Origin of the sequence: Allokutzneria sp. A3M-2-11 16 (genome assembly GCF_024213555.1) — a bacterium.
GTDB lineage: Bacteria > Actinomycetota > Actinomycetes > Mycobacteriales > Pseudonocardiaceae > Allokutzneria.
The window spans coordinates 180,233-200,967 of sequence record NZ_JANAVO010000010.1 but is presented as its reverse complement, the minus strand read 5'-3'; the positions used below and the strand labels follow the sequence as shown (position 1 = coordinate 200,967).

Here is a 20,735-nt window from a genome sequence, read left to right as displayed (position 1 = left end):
CGGGGAGTCAGCGGATCTCGAACGGACCGAGGTCGATGGCGGCCCCTGCCACGCGGGGGTTGCCGTCGACGTCGGTCCGCGAGTCGTTGCCCGCGATGCCCTTGTCGACGATGTCCTTGCCCTGCGCGTAGGAACGGTAGGCCGTGAAGTCCTGCGGGCGGTGCGACGGGTACGGCCCGGTGCTGCCGTGGAACGCCTCGTCACGGCCGTTGATGCTGGTGTCCAACAGTTCCAGGTTGTTGGAGAAGCGCTCGTTGGTGCTCGCCCCGGCGCGCTTGTAGGTCGTGGCGCGCTGCTCGGCGCGGACCAGGACGTTGTTGCGGATCGTGGTGTTGGTGTTGGCCAGCCCGCTGTCCCGCATCACTTCCAGGTTGACGATCTGGTAGCGGAAACCGCCGAGGACCAGGTTGTTCTCCAGCAGCACACCGCTCATGCTGCCCAGGTTGATCGCCTGGCTGTCATAGGTCTCGCACACGTTGTTGCGGAAGACGATGTTGCTGATCTCGTAGCTGCGCGCGCGGTTGTTCTGCGCGATCAGGCACTGCCGCGACACCCGCAGGCAGTAGTTGTTCTCGATCACGGTTCCGGAGGAGCGGGAGCCGTTGTAGGTCTGGAAGCAGTCCACGTGCGGGCGCCGGTTGCCGCTGGCGAACTCGTTGATGTCGTGGATGTAGTTGTAGCGGAAGACGTGCTTGCCCCAGAACCGCACCCCGTCGACGTCGTAGCTGCCGCCGCGGTCGTTGTGCAGGTCGTAGATGTTGTTGCGCTCCACGACGGTTCCGGTGCCCTCGTCGACGTACATGCCGATGCTCTCGATGCCGGTGACGGTGTTCTGCGCGATCAGGTTGTTGTCACAGGCGTTGCGCGCGCACTGGATGCCGTACATCAGGTTGCCGCCGTTGACGAGGTTGTTGACGACCTTGATGTCGGTGCCGGACAACGAGATCCCCGCGTTGGGCCCGGAACCGTCGCCGACAACTGTGAAGCCCTCCAACGTGGCGCCCCGGCCGCTCACGGTCGCGTTCCTGATCGGGGCCACACCGTTGGAGCGCACGGTGACCCCGGCCTTGTTCAGGTTCACGGTCTGGGCCCGGTAGTCGCCCGCGCGGACGCAGACGACCGCGCCGGAGGAGGCCCGGCCGATGGCGTCGTTGATCGAGCCGCCGGGGCTGACGTGCGCCGTGCAGTCGGCGGTCTGCGGATTGCCGTTGCCCGTCGAGCCGTACTCGATCCGTTGCTCCGCTTGGAGCAATGGGGTGCCCTGCGATGGTTCCGGTGTGGCGGGAACAGCGATGGCCAGCACGGTCAGACCGACCGCCATCAGTACCCAGATCCTCATGGTGGAAACCCTTTCCTCGCTCAGCGCGACGAAAAAAGCTACTCCCGGGGAGGCCGTGTTCGTCCGCGCTGGGGAGCACGCACGAACAAGGGTCCTTTGTGGACGTTCAACTGCTCCCGCTCCGGTCGACCGCCGCTCTGCGAAGATGAACCGATGCAGAACAGGCTCCGGGCCGAGGCGGCCGCGGTCCTCGCCGACAACTGGCTCGGCGCCAGCACGGTGCCCTCGCGGCGGCTCTACCCGCACCAGTGGAACTGGGACTCCGCGCTCATCGCGTTCGGGCTGCGCCACGTCGACGTCGGCCGGGCCCGCCAGGAGATCAGCACGCTGCTCGCCGCCCAGTGGGCCAACGGCATGGTGCCGCACATCATCTTCGACGCCGCGACCGCCCACGGCGACTACCACCCGAACGCCGGGTTCTGGAACTCGCGCGGAGCTCCGGGCGCTCCGGCCGCGGAGACCTCCGGGATCACCCAGCCCCCGGTCGCCGCCCCGGCCGCGCTCGCCGTGCACCGGCACACCGCGGACCTGGACTGGCTGCGCGAGATCTACCCGAAACTCGTTGCCTACCAGCGGTTTCTGACCGAGCACCGCAACGTCGGCGGACACGGGCTGGTCAGCATCGTGCACCCGTGGGAGTCGCTGGACAACAGCCCGGCCTGGGACGCGGCGCTGGCGGCCGTGACCGTTCCCGCCGATCTGGAGGGCTACACCCGGCACGACCTCAAGCACGCACCCGCCGCGGACCGCCCCACCGCCGACGAGTACGACCGCTACGTGCACCTGGTCGCCCTGCGCCGCGCGGCGGGCTACGGCGGCGATGGCCTGGCCGAGCACCCGTTCCTGGTCGAGGACCCGCTGACCAACGCCATCACGGTGTGGGCGGCCCAGTCACTTGCCGAGATCGCAACTCTTCTGGATGAGGACCCCGCGCCGCACCGGGCCACCGCGGCACGGGTCCGCGAGGCCATGCTGGCACACATGTGGGACCCGGCGGCCAACCTCTTCCGCGCACGTGACGCCCGCACCGCAACCCCCGTGGCCGCTGACACCGTCGCGGGCTTCATGCCGCTGCTGGACCCGGAACTGCCGGACGACATCGTGGACGGACTCGTGCAGTCGCTGTGCCACAAGCGATTCTGGCCGAGCGACGGTTTTCCGATCGCCAGCCAGGCGATGGACTCCCCCGGCTTCGACGCCTCCCGCTACTGGCGCGGTCCCGCCTGGGTGAACACCAACTGGCTCATCTGGACCGGCCTGCGCGCCCACGGCAGGCACGCGCTCGCCGCCGAGCTCGCCGCGGCCACGCTCGACATGGTGCGACGAGGCGGGTGGCGGGAGCACTTCAGCCCGCTCACCGGCGAGGGGCACGGCGCGACGAACTTCAGCTGGACCGCGGCGCTCACCATCGACCTGCTCGATGGCCTCGATGGCCTCGATGGCTGAGGTCGCCGCCTACGGGCACTCCTACGTCGCGGGTGACGGCGCTTCGACCGAACACCACCGGTTCGCGGACCTGGTCGCGGCCGAACTCGGCTGCACAGCCCGCAATCACGGCGTCGGCGGCTCGCTCAGCACGAAGACCGCCGCGCTGCTCCGGGATTCCCCACCGCCACCGGCCCGCGTGCACATCGTCATGACCGGGGCCAACGACGCCCGGCTGCACGGCCACGACGCACGCGGGCTCGACGAGTACGCCGACGCGCTGCGGACCATCTTCACCGTGCTGGGATCGGATCTGATCGTCGCCGTCGAACAGCCCTACCTCGCCGACTACAGCCTGCACGCGCCGTTCGACCGAGGCTCCGACGCCGCGTTCGACGACTACAACCGCACGCTCCGCGAGGTCGCCGCCGGGGTGATCGTCTGCCCGGTCACCGAGTGGGACCGAGAGACGATGATCGCGCCGGACACGGTGCACCCCAACGATCTCGGGCACCGGGCGATCGCCGACGCCGTGCTGCGGTCGCTGGGGAACCGCTAGCGCAGTTCGGCGTGCGCGCCGTCCTCGGCCTCGCTGCGGCCGATGGCGGCCTTGGAGCCCATGCCGATGGTGGCGTAGACCTCCGGCCAGGCTCCGCGCAGCCACAGGCCCCACGCCAGCCCGATGACGGTGATCACCAGGTAGGCGGCCGGAATCCCCCATCCCAGCGGGGAGTCCTCGGCGACGCCGAGCAGCTTGTCGAAGTTGGCCAGCACCAGGACCACCGCGATGGTCAGCCCGATCGCCGACAGCACCGGCGCGATGATCCGGCGCCACGCCGACTCCGAGGAGGGGCGCTTGGCGAAGAAGCCGATGACCGCGAACGACGTCGTGCCGATCAGCAGCATCACGCCCAGGGCGCCCGAGGTGCACCACCAGTAGAACAGGTTGATCACCGGGTCGAGGTCGGCCCACGCGTAGACGACGATCACCACGAACGCGAGCGCGCTCTGCACCAGCGAGCTGTTCTTCGGCGCGTTGGTGCGCAACGAGGTCCGGCCGAACATCGCGGGCAGCACGCGTTCCCGGCCGAGCGCGAAGGTGTAGCGGGCGGCGAGGTTGTGGAAGGCGATCAGCGTGGCCAGCGCGCCGGTGACGTAGAGCGCCCGCCCGATCATCGCCCAGCTCGTGCCCAGGCTGCTGGTGGCCAGGCTGTAGATGAGGTTGGTGCTCTCCGTCTGCGACGCCTGCACGATCTGATCCGGGCCGGTCGCCACGCTCATCGCCCACGAGGCCAGCGTGAAGAGCCCGACCAGGATGCCGATCGACATGAAGGTGGCCACCCGCACGGTCTTGCCGGGCTGCCGGGCCTCCTCGCTGAACACCACCGACGCCTCGAAACCGACGAAGGCGGTGATCGCGACCGCGAGCACGGCGCCGACCCCGGGGGAGAACAGCGTCTCCGGGTGCAGCGTGTCCGTGCTGACCACGCCGCCCGCGGGGTGGGACAGGTAGCCCAGGCTGTAGACGACGATCACCAGGATCTCGGCGACCAGCAGCACCGCGAGGATCTTGCTGTTGAAGTCGACGTGCTGCAGGCCGAGGAACGCCACGAGCGCGCAGCCCACCAGCGCGATGACCCACCACGGCACGTCCATGCCCCAGTCGCGGAACAGCCGCGCGCCCGAGTCGCCGATCGCGCCGTAGACCCCGATCTGGATGCCCGTGTACGCGATGAGCGCCACCAGCGCGGCGGCCACGCCGATCGGCCGCCCCAGCCCGCGGCTGACGTAGGCGGAGAAGGCCCCCGCGTTCACCACGTACGGCGCCATGGTCACGTAGCCGACGGAGAACAGCGCGAGCAGGCCGCCCGCGACGACGAAGGCGACCGGGATGCCTATCAGCCCGGTGACGGAGTAGCCCGAGGTGATCACCATGGTGACCGCCGTCAGCGGGGCGGCCGCCGACATGGCGAAGAAGATCACGGAGGGGACGCCGAGACGGTTGGCCGCCAAATGCACGGCGACCCTGCCCCGCTTAGCGTGCGCCTTGTTCTGGGACATCGGACTACTCCTGGCTTGAAATGTACGCGCGGCCAGAGCGAGTTGATCACTCGAGTGGCCGGAGCATAGCGGAGCGCCCCGGTTCCCCCTCACTCCCCCGATCGAATGGAAGAACGTCCCTCAAGATTCTGATTCGCTCACCACGTTGGAAACAGAATGCATTTCGCAAATCCTCGGTCGAACACCTGGTAGCCGGGGCCGCACCGCCCTCGACGTGGCGTTTCGTTGTCCCTGCAACAACCCGCGTTCCGGCAAAGCATTCCGTTCACCCTTCCGGCGGTTGCGGCCAACGCGGACGGCGGCGAAATGACGGCGGGCCCACGGTGGTGGAAGTTTCACCCAGATCGGCAATATTGCCGCTCATATTGTGGAAGTTTCTACGAGCTAGCCGAGCTGGTGAGTGCGGTTCCAGCTGACATGTGGCCGCCCCACATGACCCGGCGCCGGGTTGCGGCCGTGACAGCCATGTGCCGCCCGGCGGTCGGCTCCTACCGTTCTCGGTCATGGGAACGCTGGCGGGCAAGATCGCATTGATCACGGGCGGTGCCAGTGGCATCGGCCGGGCCTGCGCGCTGACGCTCGCCGACGCGGGCGCACACGTCCACGTCGTCGACCGCGACGCTCCGGGAGCGTCGGCCGTCGCCGATCAGGTCGGGGGCACCGCGCACGTGGCCGACCTCGCCGATCCCGACGCCGTCGCAGGGCTGCCCGCCGACGTGGACGTGCTGGTCAACAACGCCGGGCTCCAGCACGTCGCCCCGATCCACGAGTTCCCGCCCGAACGGTTCACGCTCATCCAGCAGGTGATGGTGACCGCGCCGTTCCTGTTGACGCGCCACTGCTTCCCGCACATGCGCGAGCGCGGCTGGGGGCGCGTGGTCAACATCTCCAGCGTGCACGGATCACGGGCCAGCGCCTACAAAGCCGCCTACGTCGCGGCGAAGCACGGGCTGGAGGGACTGAGCAAGGTCGCCGCGATCGAGGGCGCGCCGCACGGCATCACCAGCAACTGCGTCAGCCCCGGCTACGTGCGCACTCCCCTGGTCGAGCAGCAGGTCGCCGCGCAGGCCAGGGAACACGGCATCGACGCCGCGGAGGTCCTCGACAGCGTGCTGCTGGCCAGGACGGCCGTGAAGCGGCTCATCGAACCCGAACAGGTCGCCGACGTCGTCCGCTGGTTGTGCGGCGACTCCGCGGCGCACGTCACCGGCACCTCCGTCGCGATCGACGGCGGCTGGACCGCGCAGTAGCTGTTTTCCTTCCAGGACAAGGGAGTCGTGGCATGGCATCGATCTCGCGCGTGGTCGGGGCGAGCCTGGTCGGGACGACCGTGGAGTGGTACGACTTCTTCCTCTACGGCTCGGCCGCCGCCCTGGTGTTCGACAAGGTGTTCTTCCCCAGCTCCGAACCGCTCACCGGAACCCTGCTGGCCTTCGCCACCTACGCGATCGGGTTCCTCGCCCGGCCGATCGGCGGGCTGGTGTTCGGGCACTTCGGCGACCGCATCGGCCGCAAGAAACTGTTGGTGCTGAGCCTGTTGCTGATGGGCGGGGCCACCTTCGCGATGGGCCTGCTGCCCACCTACGCGAGCATCGGCGTGGCGGCTCCGGTGCTGCTGACCGTGCTGCGACTGGTGCAGGGCTTCGCGCTCGGCGGGGAATGGGGCGGCGCGGTGCTGATCGTCTCCGAGCACGGGGACGCGAAGCGGCGCGGCTTCTGGGCCTCGTGGCCGCAAGCCGGTGCCCCGGCGGGGAACCTGCTCGCCACGGCGGTGCTGGCGATCCTCGCGGGAGTGCAGAGCGAAGCCGACTTCGTCGCATGGGGCTGGCGCATCCCGTTCCTGCTCTCCGGGGTTCTCGTCCTCATTGGACTGTGGATCCGGCTCGCCATCGCCGAGTCACCGATTTTCCTTGAGGCGGCTCGGAAAGCTCCGAAGCACCAGCGCGCGCCGATCGTGACCGTGCTGCGCGAGAACTGGCGCGAGGTCCTCGTCGCGATGGGCGCCAGGCTCGCCGAGAACGTGTCCTACTACGTGATCACCGCGTTCATCCTGGTCTACCTCACCGGCCCGCTCGGCCTGCCGAAGTCGGTGGGGCTCAACGCGGTGCTGATCGCCTCGGTGATCCACTTCATCACCATCCCGATGTGGGGGGCGCTGTCGGACCGGCTCGGCCGCAGGCCCGTCTACCTGTTCGGGGCGCTCGGCGTCGGCGGGTGGGCATTCGCGTTCTTCCCGTTGCTGGACACCAGGTCCTTCCTGTGGATCACCGTCGCCACGACCGTCGGCCTGGTGCTGCACGGGGCGATGTACGGGCCGCAGGCGGCGTTCTTCTCGGAGCTGTTCGGCACCCGCGTCCGCTACTCCGGCGCGTCCATCGGCTACCAGCTGGCGTCGATCCTGGCGGGCGGGTTGGCTCCGCTGATCGCCACCGCGCTGCTCAAGGAGTTCGGCGGTCCGGCGCCGATCGCCGTGTACGTCGCGCTCACCGCCGTGATCACGGCCGTCGCGGTGGTGGCGGCGCGGGAAACCCGCAACAGCGACCTCGGTGAGCCGGTCCGTGCGGCAGCATGAGTCGCATGAACCCCGTGACGGAGCTGTTGCGGCTGCTGGTCCAGGGCGCGCCGAGCGAGGAGATCGCGCAGGTCCCCCGCCTGTGCGGGCTGAGCGGCGCGGACCTGGCCGAGGTCGAGGGGGCCGCCGAGCTGGCGCTGCGGGTCCGCCGCACGCTCACCCAGCACCAGCGGCGCGAGGCCGAGCTGGCCGCGCTGTTCGACAGCGCCGGTGACCTCGCCGGGCTGCGGGACCTGGACTCGGTGCTGCGGTCGATCGTGCACCGGGCGCGGATGCTGCTCGGCACCGACGTCGCCTACCTGAGCATGAACGACGAGAACGCCGGGGACACCTACATGCGGGTCACCGACGGCTGTGTTTCCGAGCTGTTCCAACGCGTCCGGCTCGGGATGGGCGAGGGCCTCGGCGGTCTCGTCGCCCAGCTCTGCCGCCCCTACGCGAGTTCGGGCTACTCCGGTGACGACCGGTTCCGCCACACCGAGGCCATCGACGTCGCCGTCCGCGACGAGGGCCTCGTCGCCATCCTCGGAGTGCCGCTGCGGCTCAACCGCCAGGTGATCGGCGTGCTCTACGCGGCGCAGCGGTCGTCGAGGCAGTTCTCCCCCGACGAGGTCGCCCTGTTGTCGTCGCTCGCCGACCACGCCGCCGTCGCCATCGACACCGCGCGGCTGCTGGAGGAGACGCGCACGCACAACACCGCGATGCGCCGCGCGGAGCAGGCCCACGACCGGCTCACCGACCTCGTGCTGCGCGGCGGCGACGTGCAGGAGGTGGCCGCCGCGCTCGCCACCCTGCTCAGCGGCGGGATCATCGTCTACGACCCCGACGGCTGCGAACTGGCGCGCGTGGGCACGGCACCACAACCTTTCCCAGCTTCGGAGGTCGCGGCTTCCCGGGTCAGCGGCCGTTCCGTCACCACGCCGTGGGGCGCCGTGTGCGCGGTGCTCGCCGGGCCGGAGCTGTTGGGTGCTCTCGTCGCGTGCTCCGAGCTGTCTGTTGATGACCGCAGACTGTTCGAGCGGGCGAGCGTGGTCACCGCGTTGCTGCTGCTGTTGCGGCGTTCCACAGCCGAGGCGGAGAACCAGGTGCGCGGCGAGCTCATCGCCGATGTGCTCCGCGACCCGCACCGCGACGGCTTGATCGCACGTGGACGCCGACTCGGCGTCGACCTGACCGCTTCGCATTTCGTGCTCGCGCTCGCTTCCTCGGATCGCGTTCGCGCCGCGGCGGCTCGTGTTGCCAGGACACGCGGCGGGCTCAGTGGGACCTTCGATGAGCGGATCGTGTTGGTGCTCCCCAATTCCGCTTCGCGTGACATCGGAGTTCCGGTGACTGTCGGCGTGAGCGGGCCCGCTAGCGGACCTGTCGGAGTGGCCACGGCGTGGGCGGAGGCGGCGCGTGTGCTGCGTGCCTTGGAATCGCTCGGGCGGGAGGGGACGTCGGCTTCAGTTTCGGACCTTGGGTTTGTTGGTGTGTTGTTGGGGGATCGGGCTGATGTCGGCGGTTTTGTTTCTTCGGTGCTTGGTCCGGTGTTGGAGTACGACAAACGACGCGGTACGGATTTGGTTGGGACGTTGCGGGCTTATTTTGCGTCGGGTGGGAGTCTGACGAGGACGAAAGACGTCTTGCATGTGCATATCAATACGGTGGGGCAGCGGTTGGAGCGAATTGGGGTGTTGCTTGGGGCGGATTGGCAGTCTGCTGAGCGGGGGTTGGAGTTGCAGTTGGCGTTGCGGTTGGAGCGGCTTGTGGGGTGAGGCTTGGCTTGGCTTGTGGCTCTCATGGCTGGGCTTGGCTTGTGGCTCTCATGGCTGGGCTTCCAGCGTGGTCGGCTGGGCTTCCAGCCCGCGCCGGTACCAGCGGCGGGGTCGGCTTGACCTGGGGGCCCCTTGCGCGTGCCCTTGGGCCTCACGGGGGCACGGGATGAAACCCCGGCCCTCGCGACAAGCGTATGGCACGCGCACCCCAGGTAAAGCCGACCCATTCTCGTTCGCGGCTCGCTGTTTCGTGGGGGTTGCGTTTCGGGCTTTTCGGGCGCCTGGCAATTCATCCTTTAGAGCCATGATCCACTATTATTGTGCGATAAAATGGAGACATGCCCCTCGATATCACTGATGCGAAAGTCAAGTCGACGTTCACCGGTGTCGGTAAAGCCGTCGTCGAATTCCTGCTGGCGTTGATGGAGTACGTCGCTCAACTCCGGCCCGCTGAACGTGAGTACGCCGAAGAGCTACTGATGCCGCTGTTGCGGATCTCGAAGGAGAAAGCATCCCGACTCCTGGCGAAAGCCTCAGATTTGACCGCGCGCCCCGTGGTCTTACAGGCGCTGGCCGAAGGCCGCGTCGACGAGGGCAAAGCGTTGATGATCGTCGAACTGCTTCAGCCCCTCTCGGCGGTGCAGGCCGCCACCGCTGAGGAAGCGTTGTTGGCGCATGCGGAGAAGAACGCCTACTCCGCGACGCGTCAGTACGCGCGCCGCTACATCGACCGGCTCGACCCGAAGGCCGTCGAACATCGCCACGAGGAGGGACGCAAGCAGCGCAGGGTGGAGAAGACCAACCTTGACGACGGCATGGCCTCACTGCGCCTGATCCTGCCCGCCCTCGACACCGCGTTGGCCTTCGACCACATCGACGCCATCGCACGCGGCCTCCCCAAAGACGGCCGAACACTGGATCAGAAGCGCGTCGACGTCGCCCTCGACCTCTTGCTAGGTAAGGAAACCGGTGCCCCGCAGGGTCAGGTGACGGTCAACCTCACCATGGCCATCAGCTCCCTGATCGGCATGGACGACGACCCCGCCATCCTCGCCGGTCACGGACCCCTGCCGATCAACATCGCCCGGGATGTCGCCGCAGGAGGGATCTGGAAGCGCATCCTCACCGACCCGGTCACCGGCATCGCCGAAGACGTCACCACCTACCGGCCCACCACCAAGCAGCGGGAACTGATCGCCGCCCGCTACCCGCACTGCACGATGATCGGATGCCGACAGCCCGTCCACCGCTGCGACCTCGACCACTGCTGCCCCTTCGACGGAAGCAACACCACCGTCGACAACCTTCGGCCGAAATGCCGCAGGCACCACCGCATGAAGCACGAAACCAGCTGGCAGTGCCAGAACCTCGACGACGGACGCCACGTGTGGACCACACCGGAGGGCAAGACCTACGAATCGGAAGTCGAGCCGATCGCGGAACCGGCGCCCTTCTAACAGGCGCGAGCGGCTGGTTTCAGCCGGATTTCACCGGTGCTCGCTACCGTGCGCCGATGAAATGCTGGAGGTGTCGCGGAGAGGACGACGACTACCCCTTCCTGCCCTGCGCGCCCGACGAGGACATCGACCCGCACTGTCCATTGTGGACCGAGCGGAGGCGGGCGGAGATCGCGGAGCGGATGCCGTGGCCGCCGGGCTACGTGCCACCGGCGGCGGAGAGAACGGGCCGCCAGGCGGGGAACTCCGGGTGGACGCTGCTCGCGCTGGCCGTGGTGGTGGTCGGGCTGCTGGTCTCGATCTACGTGCGGGCGAGCTAGACCCGTTGCGCGGCACGCCACTCCCAGACGCTGATGGCGGTGGCCACCGTGGACCCGAGCAGCGCGACGGTGATCACGCCGGGCGTCGGCTCAAGGCCCTTCTGCGGCAGCACGAACGGTAGGATCGCGGTCGCCCACGCCAGGAAAGTGGTGGTGATCGGCCGCAGCAGCGGGTGCCCGCGATGCGACAAACCATTGTGGTGCACCAGGTAGAGCGTGCAGATGAAGAACACGATCACCCACAGGTTGATCACGATCCCCACCGGCAGCATGAGGGGCGACGCGTGCCCCAACGTCAGGTTCACGCGACTGAACACACCGCCCAAGGTCACCACCATCACCAGAGCGGTGAGCAGCGCGACCCGAATCGGGCGCCGCACGGCCAGCCGCGTCGCATCGCGGTGCGCGGGCTGGGCGAGCCACACCAGCACCCCGGCCCCGATCAGCAGGCCGACTGGTCCGAACACCGCGCTGATGCCCGCGTGCAGCAGCCAGTCCTCCATCGCGCGAAAGGGACTCACCGGCGCACTGATCCACTTCACGACGGTGATCAGGACGCCGAGCGTGATCAGGGTCCGCGCGGACAAAGCCCACTCCAGGGCGGGCCGAACGTCCTGGACCCGCACGTCCTCGGTCAGCTGGACTTCGTCGTGGTTGGCCAGCTCGAAATGCTGGACCAGGGTGTACGGGCCGTAGAGCGACTCCGCCACCCGCCACGGCATCACCACGCGGAGCCGTTCCCGTGCAGTCATCTCCCCACCTCATCCGTTCGTCGGTCGGACTGGCCCCCGCCCCGGACGCGGGGCGGGGGCCAGTGGGATCAGCCGGCTTCGCGGTCGTTCACGGAACGCTCGACGGTCTGGTTCCCGACCCGGAACGCCACGCGGGTGGGCCTGCCGAGAAACGTCTCCGTGACGACGCCACTCGACCCGCGCGGGACGGACTTGCTCAGCACGCCACCGAGGTCCTTCTTGGCGACCACCGAGTCGCCCTTCCTGTAGCCCATGTGCGATCCCTTCCTCAGAACAGCCGACGCCACCGAGTGAATCGGCCAGGCACGGGGCTGCTCGTCCACTGGTGGGAACAGCGGACGCACACGAACCACCGATCACCGGTGACCAGCTGTGATAGAGCTTCACGAGCGGTGATCAGCGGACACCGGGTGGACGATCGGGAGGGGCTTCGTGGCCAGGGGCTGGGGCAACGGCAGGGGGATCAACCGGGACAACTGGCCCGAATCGGGACCGCACCGCAGGCTCCTGGAGCACTACGACGAGATCCACGCGGCACACGGGTGGCCGTCCCTTTCCAAGATCATCGAGCACGGCCGGACGAAGGACCTCGGGATCTCGGCCCGCGATCGCGTCAGCGTCATCCTCACCGGCAAGCGACCGCCGACCGACGAACGGCAGGCAGAGCGGCTGGCCAGGGCCCTCGGCGGCGGTGACGACGATGGCGCGCGCGCCGCGGAGCTCTTCCGCGCGATGCTCGCCGAGCGCCGGTCGGCCGACGAGCGCGGGCCGGTCCCGCAGGCCCCCGTCGACGACGAGCTGGACGGGATCGCCGATCGGCTGGCCTCGGCGATGTCGGTGCAGTGGGGCAGGGCCGCGGGCACACGGCTGCTGCGCGATCCCGCGCCGCTGGAGCTCAAGTGGCGGCGCAACGAAACCGTGGTCGGCCCGCCCTCGGAAGCCACCACGGCCCGCACCGACGGCTCGTCCTTCGCGCCGCTGCCCGGCCTGACCCGGATCACCCCGGCCCAGCTCCGCCAAGGCGACCGGGCGAGCCTGTTCAAGGTCTACGGCGGGCTCGCGTCCGGGCGGCTGGTCATCACCGGCGGTCCCGGTACCGGTAAGAGCTCGGCGGCGGTGCTGTTGCTGCTCGACGCGCTGCACCACCGCGAAACGGCCACCGCCGAGCAGCGGCGCCGCATCCCGGTGCCGGTGCTGTTCACCCTGCGGGACTGGGACCCGGACACCACCTCGGTCACCGACTGGGTCGGCGCCAAGCTCACCGAGATCGCACTGCTGCGCGGTGGCCGTGGGCGCCGGTTCGCCAAGCGCCTGGTCGAGCACGGCCGCGTCGCGGTCTTCCTCGACGGTCTCGACGAACTGCCCGAAGCCGCCCACGCCGCCGCACTCCAGGCGCTGAGCGAACAAGCGACCTTCCGGCTCGTCCTGCTCTCGCGCACCACCGCGTTCGCCGACGCCGCCCAGCACCACACGCTGACCCGCGCCGCCGCAGTCGAGCCGCAACCCCTCGCCCCCGCCGAAGCCGCTCGCTACCTGTTGCGGCCCTTCGCCCCGCCGCCCGCGCCATGGCGAGAACTCGCCGCCGCGCTCACCAAACAGCCCGGCAGCCCCATCGCCCAGGCCATGACCAGCCCGCTGCGCGTCACCCTGCTCCGCGACATCTACAGCCCGGCCGCGGCGCACGACGGGATCGGTCCGGTCAACGAACTCCTTGACACCAAACGCTTTCCCGATGTCGCCGCGATCGAGCGACACCTGTTGGAGCACACCGTCCCCGCCGCGTACACACCTCGCCCTGGGCGGCCGTCCGCACCGTACACAGTGGACACTGCGGGCCGTACCCTCGCCCGCATCGCGCGCAACCTCAACGCACAGGACAAGAACCGGGACTTCGCCTGGTGGACGCTCGCGGCGTGGCTCCCCGCGTGGCAGCGCACCCTGTTCAGCGTGCTCGGCGGGATGATCCTGAGCGGCCCCGTCTTCGGCCTGGCCAGCCTGCTACTCGGCGGGTTCCGGATCTGGCCGGAGGTCGCGTTGTGGTACGCGATCACCCTCGGCCTACCGACGAGCCTCGCGGTCACCCTCGCCTTCAACCTGACCACCGGAGCCTCCAGCCCGCCACGAGCGCTCCGGGTGATCGCCGCGGTAGCTGGCGGCCTCGCCGTGTCACTCGCGGCGGGCCTGTACACGGGCGGATGGAGCCTGAGCGTGTCGACGTTCGGCTACGCCTTCGCGGTCTCCTTCGGGATCACCGCGAGGACTCGCGGCGGCGCCACCCTCAAGTCGCTCAGCGTCGGTCGCGGCCTGTGGTCAGCCCGCAGGATCGTCTCGGCACTGCTGCTCGCACTCGCCCTCGGAGTCGCGAACAGCCTGTTCGGCGCCGTCGCCTTCACGCTGCACGGCGCCGGGACCCTGGTGACCGGTCTCGTGCACGGGCTCAACGGGGTGATCACCAGCCTGCTCGTCATCGCTCCGCTGATCTGGCTGACCGGCGCCTTCACCGACGGCCCCGCTTCGGCGAACACCGTGCCGACCGGCCCGCTCCGGGCGTGGCGCGGCGACTTCCGGCTGTGGGCGACCGTCGGCCTGGCGGTGGGCGTCGCCAGCGGCGTCAACAGCTGGCTGGCCTACCCGAGCTCGGTGTACGGGCTCAGCGAGGGGCGGGCGAACGCGCTCGTGGAGTCGCTCGCCGCGGGCCTGGCCCTGGGCGTGGTCTACGGCGTGCTCTACGGCCGCGCCTGGCTGACCACCGTGACCCAGGTCTGGTTCACCCTCCGCTACCGCACACCGTTGCGCCTCATGCGGTTCCTGGAGGACAGCCACGAGCGGAACCTGCTGCGAACAGTCGGCCCGATCTACCAGTTCCGCCACGCGACGCTGCAGGACCATCTGGCCCAAATCCCTTAGTCGATCGTTGCAAAAATCGATTATCCTCCCTATGGTCGATCGCCTTATCGTCGAACCCACCGGAGGAGCCCGTGAAGAAACCTGTTCGCATCGTCGGCATGCTGGTCGGCGCGGCCACGCTCATCACCGGGGTGAGCATCGGCGCGACCGCCGAGACCGGGCCCGCGCCCGACAGCGGCTTCGGGCACACCGAGGTCCGCGCCGGAATCCCGGTCAAGGCGAAGAAGTTCACGCTGAGCAGCCCTGATGTGCGCGAGGGCGGCAGCATTCCGCCGGCCGCGTGGGCCAACAGCTTCGGCTGCACCGGCGGCAACCAGCAGCTCCGCCTGGAGTGGCGCGACGCCCCGCCCGAGGCCCGCAGCTTCGCCGTGTCGATGCAGGACGTGGACGCGAGCACCGGCAGCGGCTTCTGGCACTGGATGACCTGGGACATCCCGGCGACGCGGACCAGCCTCGGCAACACCCCGCAGGCGAACGCGAACGCCGTGTCCGGGACCAACGACGCCGGCACCCGCGGCTATCTGGGCCCGTGCCCGCCGACCGGGGACATCAACCACCGCTACAAGATCACCGTTTACGCCTTGGACGTCCCCGGCCTGGACCTGGCGGCGACCAGCACTCCTGCCGTCGCGGCGTTCACCATGAGCAGCCACGTGATCGGATACGGCCGCCTCACCGCGACCGCGCGGCGATAGCCCTCCACAATGATTCAGGAAATACGATCCTCCCTGTAACCCCTTTTGGGGACAAGGTTGAGATAAACCCTTGCAGAGATTCCAATTTCACTTGCAGGGACCCTGCTTGTCTTCCCCAAGGGGATTGACTAATGCTTCTCGTGATTGTTTCGTTCAATTCCGAAAGGGGGCCCTCGTGCCCATTTCACATGTAGTCCGGGTGGCCGTGGCGGTCGCGCTGAGCGCCTCGTTCACCGGTCTCGGGCACGCCGCGCCCACGCCCGGCACCTGGGAGTCCGCCGGCGCGCTTCCCGCGGCCGGAGAGAACCGGTTGTGGGACATCGCGGCCGTCCGCTCCAGGGACGTGTGGGCGGTGGGTGGCCAGGACATCAAGGACCGGCACGGCCGCGCGCTCGCGCTGCGCTTCGACGGAACGAAGTGGACCGAGTACGCCGTGCCCGGTGACGGCAACGACCAGGTGTTCCGGGTCGCGCCGGTGGGTCCCGCAGACGTCTGGGGCGCGAAGAACGGCTGGCAGGACGCGACCGGAGGCAAGGTCGGCCTGGTGCGCTTCGACGGGAGTAAGTGGTCGGAGGTCACCATCGCCCCCGTCGCCGGGGGCACGGAAGCCGGGCTCTTCGACGTCGTCCCGTTCGCGCCCGACAACGTGTGGGTGATCGGCAACACCGACCACGCCAACGGGAAGCCGTACGTCCAGCGCTTCGACGGGACGAAGTGGACGGTGTTGCCCGCGCCCGCGGGCGGCTTCTACTACACCCTCGGCGGTGACCCGAAGAACCCGGTCATCGTCGGCAACGAGGGCGGCCGGGCCGCGGCGCAGCGGTGGGACGGCGCCGCGTGGCGGCCGATGACGCTGCCCGACCTCGGCAACGCCTACCTCGCCCACCTCGTCGAGCGGGGCGGGAACCTGCTCGCGGTCGGCTCCACGGAGACCGCGCGGGCGGACGTCCGGGAGTCCACCCCTGCTCCGCGCGCCGGGAGCAGGCCCGTCGCGGTCGAGCTCGTCGGTGGCACCTGGGTGCGGCGGGACCTCCCCGCGGTCGCCGGGGAGATCGCCACCGCCACGCCGGACGGCAACGGCGGTGCCTGGGTGTCAGGTCAGCGCTCCGACGGGGCGCACGAGCCGTTCTTCCTGCACTTCGACGGCACGCGGTGGACCGAGGCCGCTCTCGGGACCGGCCTGGCGGGCAAACCGGCGAACTTCTTCGGCATCACCACGGTTCCCGGCACGCGGGAGACCCTCGCCGCAGGCGGTGCGGGTGAGTACCTGACCGCCCCGGCGAACCAGCTGGCCAAGCTCACCAGGAAGTAACCGGACCGTGTGAGAGCCCGCCAGGCTCGGTCGAGCCTGGCGGGCTTTTCTCAGTTCCGGAACGCGGGCCGCTCGCCAGCCCTGGTCGAGGCGGCCGCGGGCGGCGTCGTCGGGTACTCCGCCGGGCAGTGCGTGTTCGGTGGCGGAGTGGTCAGCGTGATCAGGTAGTCGGTCATGTGCTTCCAAGCGCACTTGCTGTTGACGCGCTGACCGTGACCGGCGCCGTCGTAGTGCAGCAACACCGAGTTGGGGATCTGCCGGTGCACCGCGAGATTCCACGACAGCGGCGCGGCCACGTCGAAGCGCGAGGTGGTCACCAGGGTCGTCGACGTGCTCTTGATCTTCAGCTTGTGCTGCGGGTTGTTCACCGGCCCAGACCAGCCCAGGCACCAACCCACATCCGTCCACCACGGGGACAGCTTCGCGTGCGGGGCGACCTCGCGCTCCACCCGCTTCAGGTGGGCGTCGAACTCCGCGAAGGTGTTGACGTTCCACCGGAAATCCGAGCACCAGATCGCCTGGTGACTGTTCTGCCTGAGCTCCACGACCGGAGCCGGGGCGGCTGACCGGGCACTCGGCGCGGCGTGCAGTTCGGCGAGGTGGGTGGCCAGCTTGAACCAGTCGCGAGCAGGCGTGTACATCCACGCGTCGAGGTCACCGCGCAGCGACTCGGGCATGATCTGCCTGCCGTTCTCCGGATCGTGCAGCTTCCCGGCCACCGCCCGGCTGTGCAGGCCGTCCCAGACCGCGACGACATCACGCCCGTGCAGCGCGCACGCCGCGGTGCGAGCGCACCACCCGGCGAACTCCCCGAGCGAACGCTCCAGCTCCTCGGCGGTAGTCCGCAGGTACTCGTAGGCCGAGGAGATGCTGTGGTCCACATTGGAATCCAGCACACTCGCCCGCAACCGACTCGGGAACAACTCGGCGTACTGCTGGCCGAGCATCGTGCCGTACGACGAGCCGTAGAAGGTGATCCGCTCTTCGCCGAGCACGGCGCGCACCGCGTCGATGTCACGGACCGCGCTGATCGTGTCAACGTGGTCGAACAGCGGACCGGTGTGCTTGCGGCAGTCCGCGGCGATGGCCGCGTTGACGTCCCTGAGCGCCTTGAACTGCGCCTCGTTCTTCGGGACCTCCCACCTCGGCGTGTTCAGCAGCTCCGAGCTGCACCGAACCTGGTGACTGCGCGAGACGCCACGCGGGTCGAAGCTCACGATGTCGAAGTGCTGGCGCAGCGGGCTGTTGTCGGGAATACGACGCCCCGTGATGTACCCGTCGATCCCGGACACCCCAGGGCCACCGGGCCCGGCGAACAGCACGCCGATGCGCTTCTGCGGATCCAGCGCGGGCAGCCTGCCGATCGCCAACTTGAACTTCTCGCCGGTCGGCTTCGCCCAGTCGATCGGAACCTCGATCTCGGCGCACTCGCCCTTGAACTCGGTTCCGCACTCGGTCCAGCCGATCGGCTCCGCGGCTCCGGCGGCGGACGTCCAGACCGCCATTGAGATGACGGCCGTGACGGCCAACGAGAGGAAGCGTTTCCTCACAGAAATACCTTTCCCAAGAAAGCCCCCTGAATGTGGCCTCAGACTAACAGCCGCAGAATTCCCGGACATGTCAGCGAATTCAGGGACTTGAGATCACTCGATTCTCCTCGAATTCACCGGGTCAGCCAGATGCGCCACAGCGACGCGGGATCGGACAGCGGATCACCGTGCACCAGGGAGAAGTGCGCGGGCCCACCCACTTCGAGCCGCCCCGCGGTCGGATCGCCGAGCAGGTCACCGCCGCGCCAGGTGAGCGCCGCCAGCGCCTCGTGCGGCGGCAGCCCGGCGCGGATCAGCGCCTCGGCCTCCCACGCCAACTGGTTGGCGCGCAGGGAACCCCCGCCGAAGTCGGAGCCCGCCGCGATCGACACCCCGGCCGCGTGGGCCAGCCGCACGCCCTCCTCGGCCGCCTCCAGCCGCGCCCCGATCGTCGCGCGGGACTCCGGCGCGGTGAACCGCTCCACAGTGGACGTATCGGTGAAGGTCAGCCACGAGTGCATCACCCCGAGCGTGGACACCAGGACCGTCCCCGCCGCCGCCATCGCCTCGGCGGCGTCGCGGTCGAGCTGGAAACCGTGCTCGATGCTGTCGACGCCCGCGGCAGCGCCGACCTGGGAGCCGTGCAGCATGCCGGAGTGGGCGGCGACGCGCGCGCCGCGGTCGTGCGCCTCGCGGACGACGGCGGTCACCTCGTCGACGCTGAACGGCGGGGTGTCGCGGTCCGGGCCGTCCAGGTAGAGCTTGACCAGATCGGCGCCGTCGTCGAGCTGGACCCGCGCCGCCGCGAGCAGATCCGCCCCGTGCTCCACCTCGACGGCGAGCCCGTGCGGCAGCGCCCCGGTCCTGCCGAGCCAGGTCCCGGCCGCGCGGATGTAGGGCCGATCGACCCGCCCCTGCCACTCGTCGCGCAGGCGCAGGCTCAGCGCGCGTTCGCCGCCGGTGACCGGATCGGGTCTGCGGGGCGCTCCGACGTCGCGCGCCCAGCGAATCCCGGCCCGCACCATGAGGTCGCCGTTCTCCTCGGCGACGGCGAGCAGCTCCTCGGTGCTGTCGAAACCGCGCTGAACCCATTGCGCCCCACCGGGCATGCTCAGGTGCGAGTGCGAGTCGACCATGCCGGGGATGATCGTGGCACCGGAGGCGTCGATCACCCGCGCCGTGGGCGGGGGCTCGTGACCGGCGTCCCCGATCCCCGTCACCACCCCGCGCTCGACCAACAGGGACACCCCGCGGCGCAGCTCCGGGGACCGCCCGTCGGCCAGGGCCGCCCCGCGCACCAGCACCACGTCGTCGTCGAGCCGAGTAGCCACCGCAACCTCCACCTCATTAGCGTGGCTAAGGAGTATGTGGGGCGCGCGGCGCATCCGCAATGGGACGAACAGCCTAGAAGTCCTTGTGTCGCAACGGGTTAGCCTCCAGGTCGAACTCCTGTCCCCTGCACCAGGAGGTTGTCGTGCTGCACAAGATCATTTCCTTCGTCACCGCCACGGTACTGGCGGTCGCCGGACTCACGGTGACCGCGGCCCCCGCGCACGCGGACGGCTGCTACACCTGGGGAAGAACGCTCTCCCAAGGCATGAACGGCGAGGACGTGCGCCAGCTCCAGATCCGGGTGTCCGGCTACCCCGGGTACGGCGCGGTCCTCGGCATCGACGGCGACTACGGCCCGGCCACCAAGGCCGCGGTCACCCGCTTCCAGCAGGCCTACGGGCTGCCCGGCGACGGCATCGCGGGCGGCCAGACCTTCACCAAGATCTACCAGCTCCAGGACGACGACTGCACCCCGGTGAACTTCTCCTACGCCGAGCTGAACACCTGCAACTCCACGTGGGGCGGCGGCGCCGTCTCCAGTGCCACGGCCCGGGCCAACGCCCTGGTGTCCATGTGGAAGCTCCAGGCGATGCGCCACGCCCTCGGGGACGGCGCGATCCGGGTGACCAGCGGCTTCCGCAGCGTCGCGTGCAACAACGCGGCGGGCGGGGCGTCCAACAGCCGTCACCTCTACGGCGACGCCGTCGACCTCGGCGCCGGGCCGCACACGCTGTGCAGGCTGGCCCAGCAGGCGCGCAACCACGGGTTCAACGGCATCCTCGGCCCCGGCTACCCCGGGCACGGCGACCACACCCACGTCGATCACCGCTCCGGCCGCTTCTGGTCGGCTTCCAGCTGCGGGATCTGAGCCCGGTCCTTGTTCGACCAGTACACGGCGACGGTCGAACGAAACCACGACCTGACCGGATGACCGATGCCGGGTGACCGGAAGGCGGAGGCCGCCGTGCGCGTGCCGGTCCACAGTGGGCCGCATGACAGGCACGCCACGGCGGCGTCCAGCCGCGGCGATGGCGAGCGCCCGGTGTGTCCACTATGGACTCGCGAAGCACGATGGTCGCCGATCGCGACGCCAAAGTTCCGTCCCCTGTGGACAGTTCCGCGGGTTGGGGCCGCAACGACGACGGTGGTTTCTCGTTCTGGGCGCAGCCCGATCGGGCCCACCTGTTCTTCCCCGGCAACGGTCACCCCTCCGACAAGGCCCAGTTCGTCTTCCGCGTCGACGTGCCGGAGGGGTGGCACGCCGCCGCCAACGGGCT

Annotated in this window: 17 protein-coding genes; 11 read left to right on the top strand and 6 right to left on the bottom strand. The window is 69.4% G+C overall.

Features of this window, described 5'->3' with window-relative positions; genetic code table 11:
• Positions 1 to 7: 7 nt before the first annotated feature.
• Complete coding sequence (locus tag NLX83_RS33010; RefSeq protein WP_254239156.1) at positions 8 to 1,339, bottom strand: hypothetical protein; 1,332 nt, start codon at positions 1,337 to 1,339, stop codon at positions 8 to 10.
• A gap of 153 nt (positions 1,340 to 1,492) precedes the next feature.
• Here NLX83_RS33010 and NLX83_RS33005 point away from each other — a divergent pair, with 153 nt between their 5' ends.
• Positions 1,493 to 2,785: an MGH1-like glycoside hydrolase domain-containing protein gene (locus NLX83_RS33005; protein ID WP_254239155.1), complete on the top strand. Its 1,293-nt coding sequence runs from the start codon at positions 1,493 to 1,495 to the stop codon at positions 2,783 to 2,785.
• Complete coding sequence (locus NLX83_RS33000) at positions 2,778 to 3,323, top strand: SGNH/GDSL hydrolase family protein (RefSeq protein ID WP_254239154.1); 546 nt, start codon at positions 2,778 to 2,780, stop codon at positions 3,321 to 3,323. The genes NLX83_RS33005 and NLX83_RS33000 overlap by 8 nt, the downstream gene beginning before the upstream one ends.
• On the opposite strand, the gene NLX83_RS32995 is transcribed toward NLX83_RS33000, so the two are convergent.
• Entirely contained in the window at positions 3,320 to 4,825 is a 1,506-nt protein-coding gene (locus tag NLX83_RS32995; protein ID WP_254239153.1) for an APC family permease, read from the bottom strand. The two genes, NLX83_RS33000 and NLX83_RS32995, sit on opposite strands and share 4 nt — an antisense overlap.
• Before the next feature lie 503 nt (positions 4,826 to 5,328).
• On the opposite strand from NLX83_RS32995, the gene NLX83_RS32990 reads away from it, so the two are divergent.
• The 5 genes from NLX83_RS32990 (at position 5,329) to NLX83_RS32970 (ending at position 10,931) form a co-directional block, all read left to right on the top strand.
• A complete protein-coding gene (locus tag NLX83_RS32990; protein ID WP_254239152.1) occupies positions 5,329 to 6,075 on the top strand; it encodes a 3-hydroxybutyrate dehydrogenase in 747 nt (248 codons plus the stop codon).
• A gap of 32 nt (positions 6,076 to 6,107) precedes the next feature.
• Positions 6,108 to 7,397 (top strand): MFS transporter, encoded by a 1,290-nt coding sequence (locus NLX83_RS32985; RefSeq protein ID WP_254239151.1) that lies wholly within the window; start codon positions 6,108 to 6,110, stop codon positions 7,395 to 7,397.
• On the top strand, positions 7,394 to 9,154 hold the full coding sequence (locus NLX83_RS32980; RefSeq protein ID WP_254239150.1) for a helix-turn-helix domain-containing protein: 1,761 nt from the start codon (positions 7,394 to 7,396) through the stop codon (positions 9,152 to 9,154). The genes NLX83_RS32985 and NLX83_RS32980 overlap by 4 nt, the downstream gene beginning before the upstream one ends.
• A 338-nt stretch (positions 9,155 to 9,492) precedes the next feature.
• Complete coding sequence (locus NLX83_RS32975) at positions 9,493 to 10,611, top strand: HNH endonuclease signature motif containing protein (protein WP_254239149.1); 1,119 nt, start codon at positions 9,493 to 9,495, stop codon at positions 10,609 to 10,611.
• Positions 10,612 to 10,667: 56 nt separating this feature from the next.
• A complete protein-coding gene (locus tag NLX83_RS32970; RefSeq protein WP_254239148.1) occupies positions 10,668 to 10,931 on the top strand; it encodes a hypothetical protein in 264 nt (87 codons plus the stop codon).
• Here the strand turns inward: NLX83_RS32970 and NLX83_RS32965 are convergent.
• Both NLX83_RS32965 and NLX83_RS32960 read right to left on the bottom strand, forming a co-directional pair.
• Positions 10,928 to 11,683 carry a hypothetical protein gene (locus NLX83_RS32965; protein WP_254239147.1) on the bottom strand — a complete coding sequence of 252 codons (756 nt, stop codon included), beginning with the start codon at positions 11,681 to 11,683 and terminating at the stop codon, positions 10,928 to 10,930. The two genes, NLX83_RS32970 and NLX83_RS32965, sit on opposite strands and share 4 nt — an antisense overlap.
• 68 nt (positions 11,684 to 11,751) lie before the next feature.
• Positions 11,752 to 11,937 (bottom strand): hypothetical protein, encoded by a 186-nt coding sequence (locus NLX83_RS32960; protein WP_254239146.1) that lies wholly within the window; start codon positions 11,935 to 11,937, stop codon positions 11,752 to 11,754.
• Between the two features lie 178 nt (positions 11,938 to 12,115).
• On the opposite strand from NLX83_RS32960, the gene NLX83_RS32955 reads away from it, so the two are divergent.
• From NLX83_RS32955 to NLX83_RS32945, 3 genes are all read left to right on the top strand, one after another.
• On the top strand, positions 12,116 to 14,590 hold the full coding sequence (locus NLX83_RS32955) for a hypothetical protein (RefSeq protein WP_254239145.1): 2,475 nt from the start codon (positions 12,116 to 12,118) through the stop codon (positions 14,588 to 14,590).
• Positions 14,591 to 14,661: 71 nt separating this feature from the next.
• On the top strand, positions 14,662 to 15,285 hold the full coding sequence (locus NLX83_RS32950; RefSeq protein ID WP_254239144.1) for a YbhB/YbcL family Raf kinase inhibitor-like protein: 624 nt from the start codon (positions 14,662 to 14,664) through the stop codon (positions 15,283 to 15,285).
• A 175-nt stretch (positions 15,286 to 15,460) separates the two neighbouring features.
• Positions 15,461 to 16,597 carry a hypothetical protein gene (locus tag NLX83_RS32945; protein WP_254239143.1) on the top strand — a complete coding sequence of 379 codons (1,137 nt, stop codon included), beginning with the start codon at positions 15,461 to 15,463 and terminating at the stop codon, positions 16,595 to 16,597.
• Between the two features lie 50 nt (positions 16,598 to 16,647).
• Here NLX83_RS32945 and NLX83_RS32940 read toward each other — a convergent pair whose 3' ends face one another.
• A complete protein-coding gene (locus NLX83_RS32940; RefSeq protein ID WP_254239142.1) occupies positions 16,648 to 18,147 on the bottom strand; it encodes an alpha/beta fold hydrolase in 1,500 nt (499 codons plus the stop codon).
• Between the two features lie 113 nt (positions 18,148 to 18,260).
• Positions 18,261 to 19,457, bottom strand: coding sequence for an amidohydrolase family protein (locus NLX83_RS32935; RefSeq protein WP_254239141.1), 1,197 nt, complete (start codon positions 19,455 to 19,457; stop codon positions 18,261 to 18,263).
• Positions 19,458 to 19,600: 143 nt separating this feature from the next.
• Between NLX83_RS32935 and NLX83_RS32930 the strand changes: the two genes are divergently transcribed.
• A complete protein-coding gene (locus NLX83_RS32930) occupies positions 19,601 to 20,326 on the top strand; it encodes a D-Ala-D-Ala carboxypeptidase family metallohydrolase (protein ID WP_374118837.1) in 726 nt (241 codons plus the stop codon).
• The last annotated feature ends 409 nt before the right edge of the window (positions 20,327 to 20,735 follow it).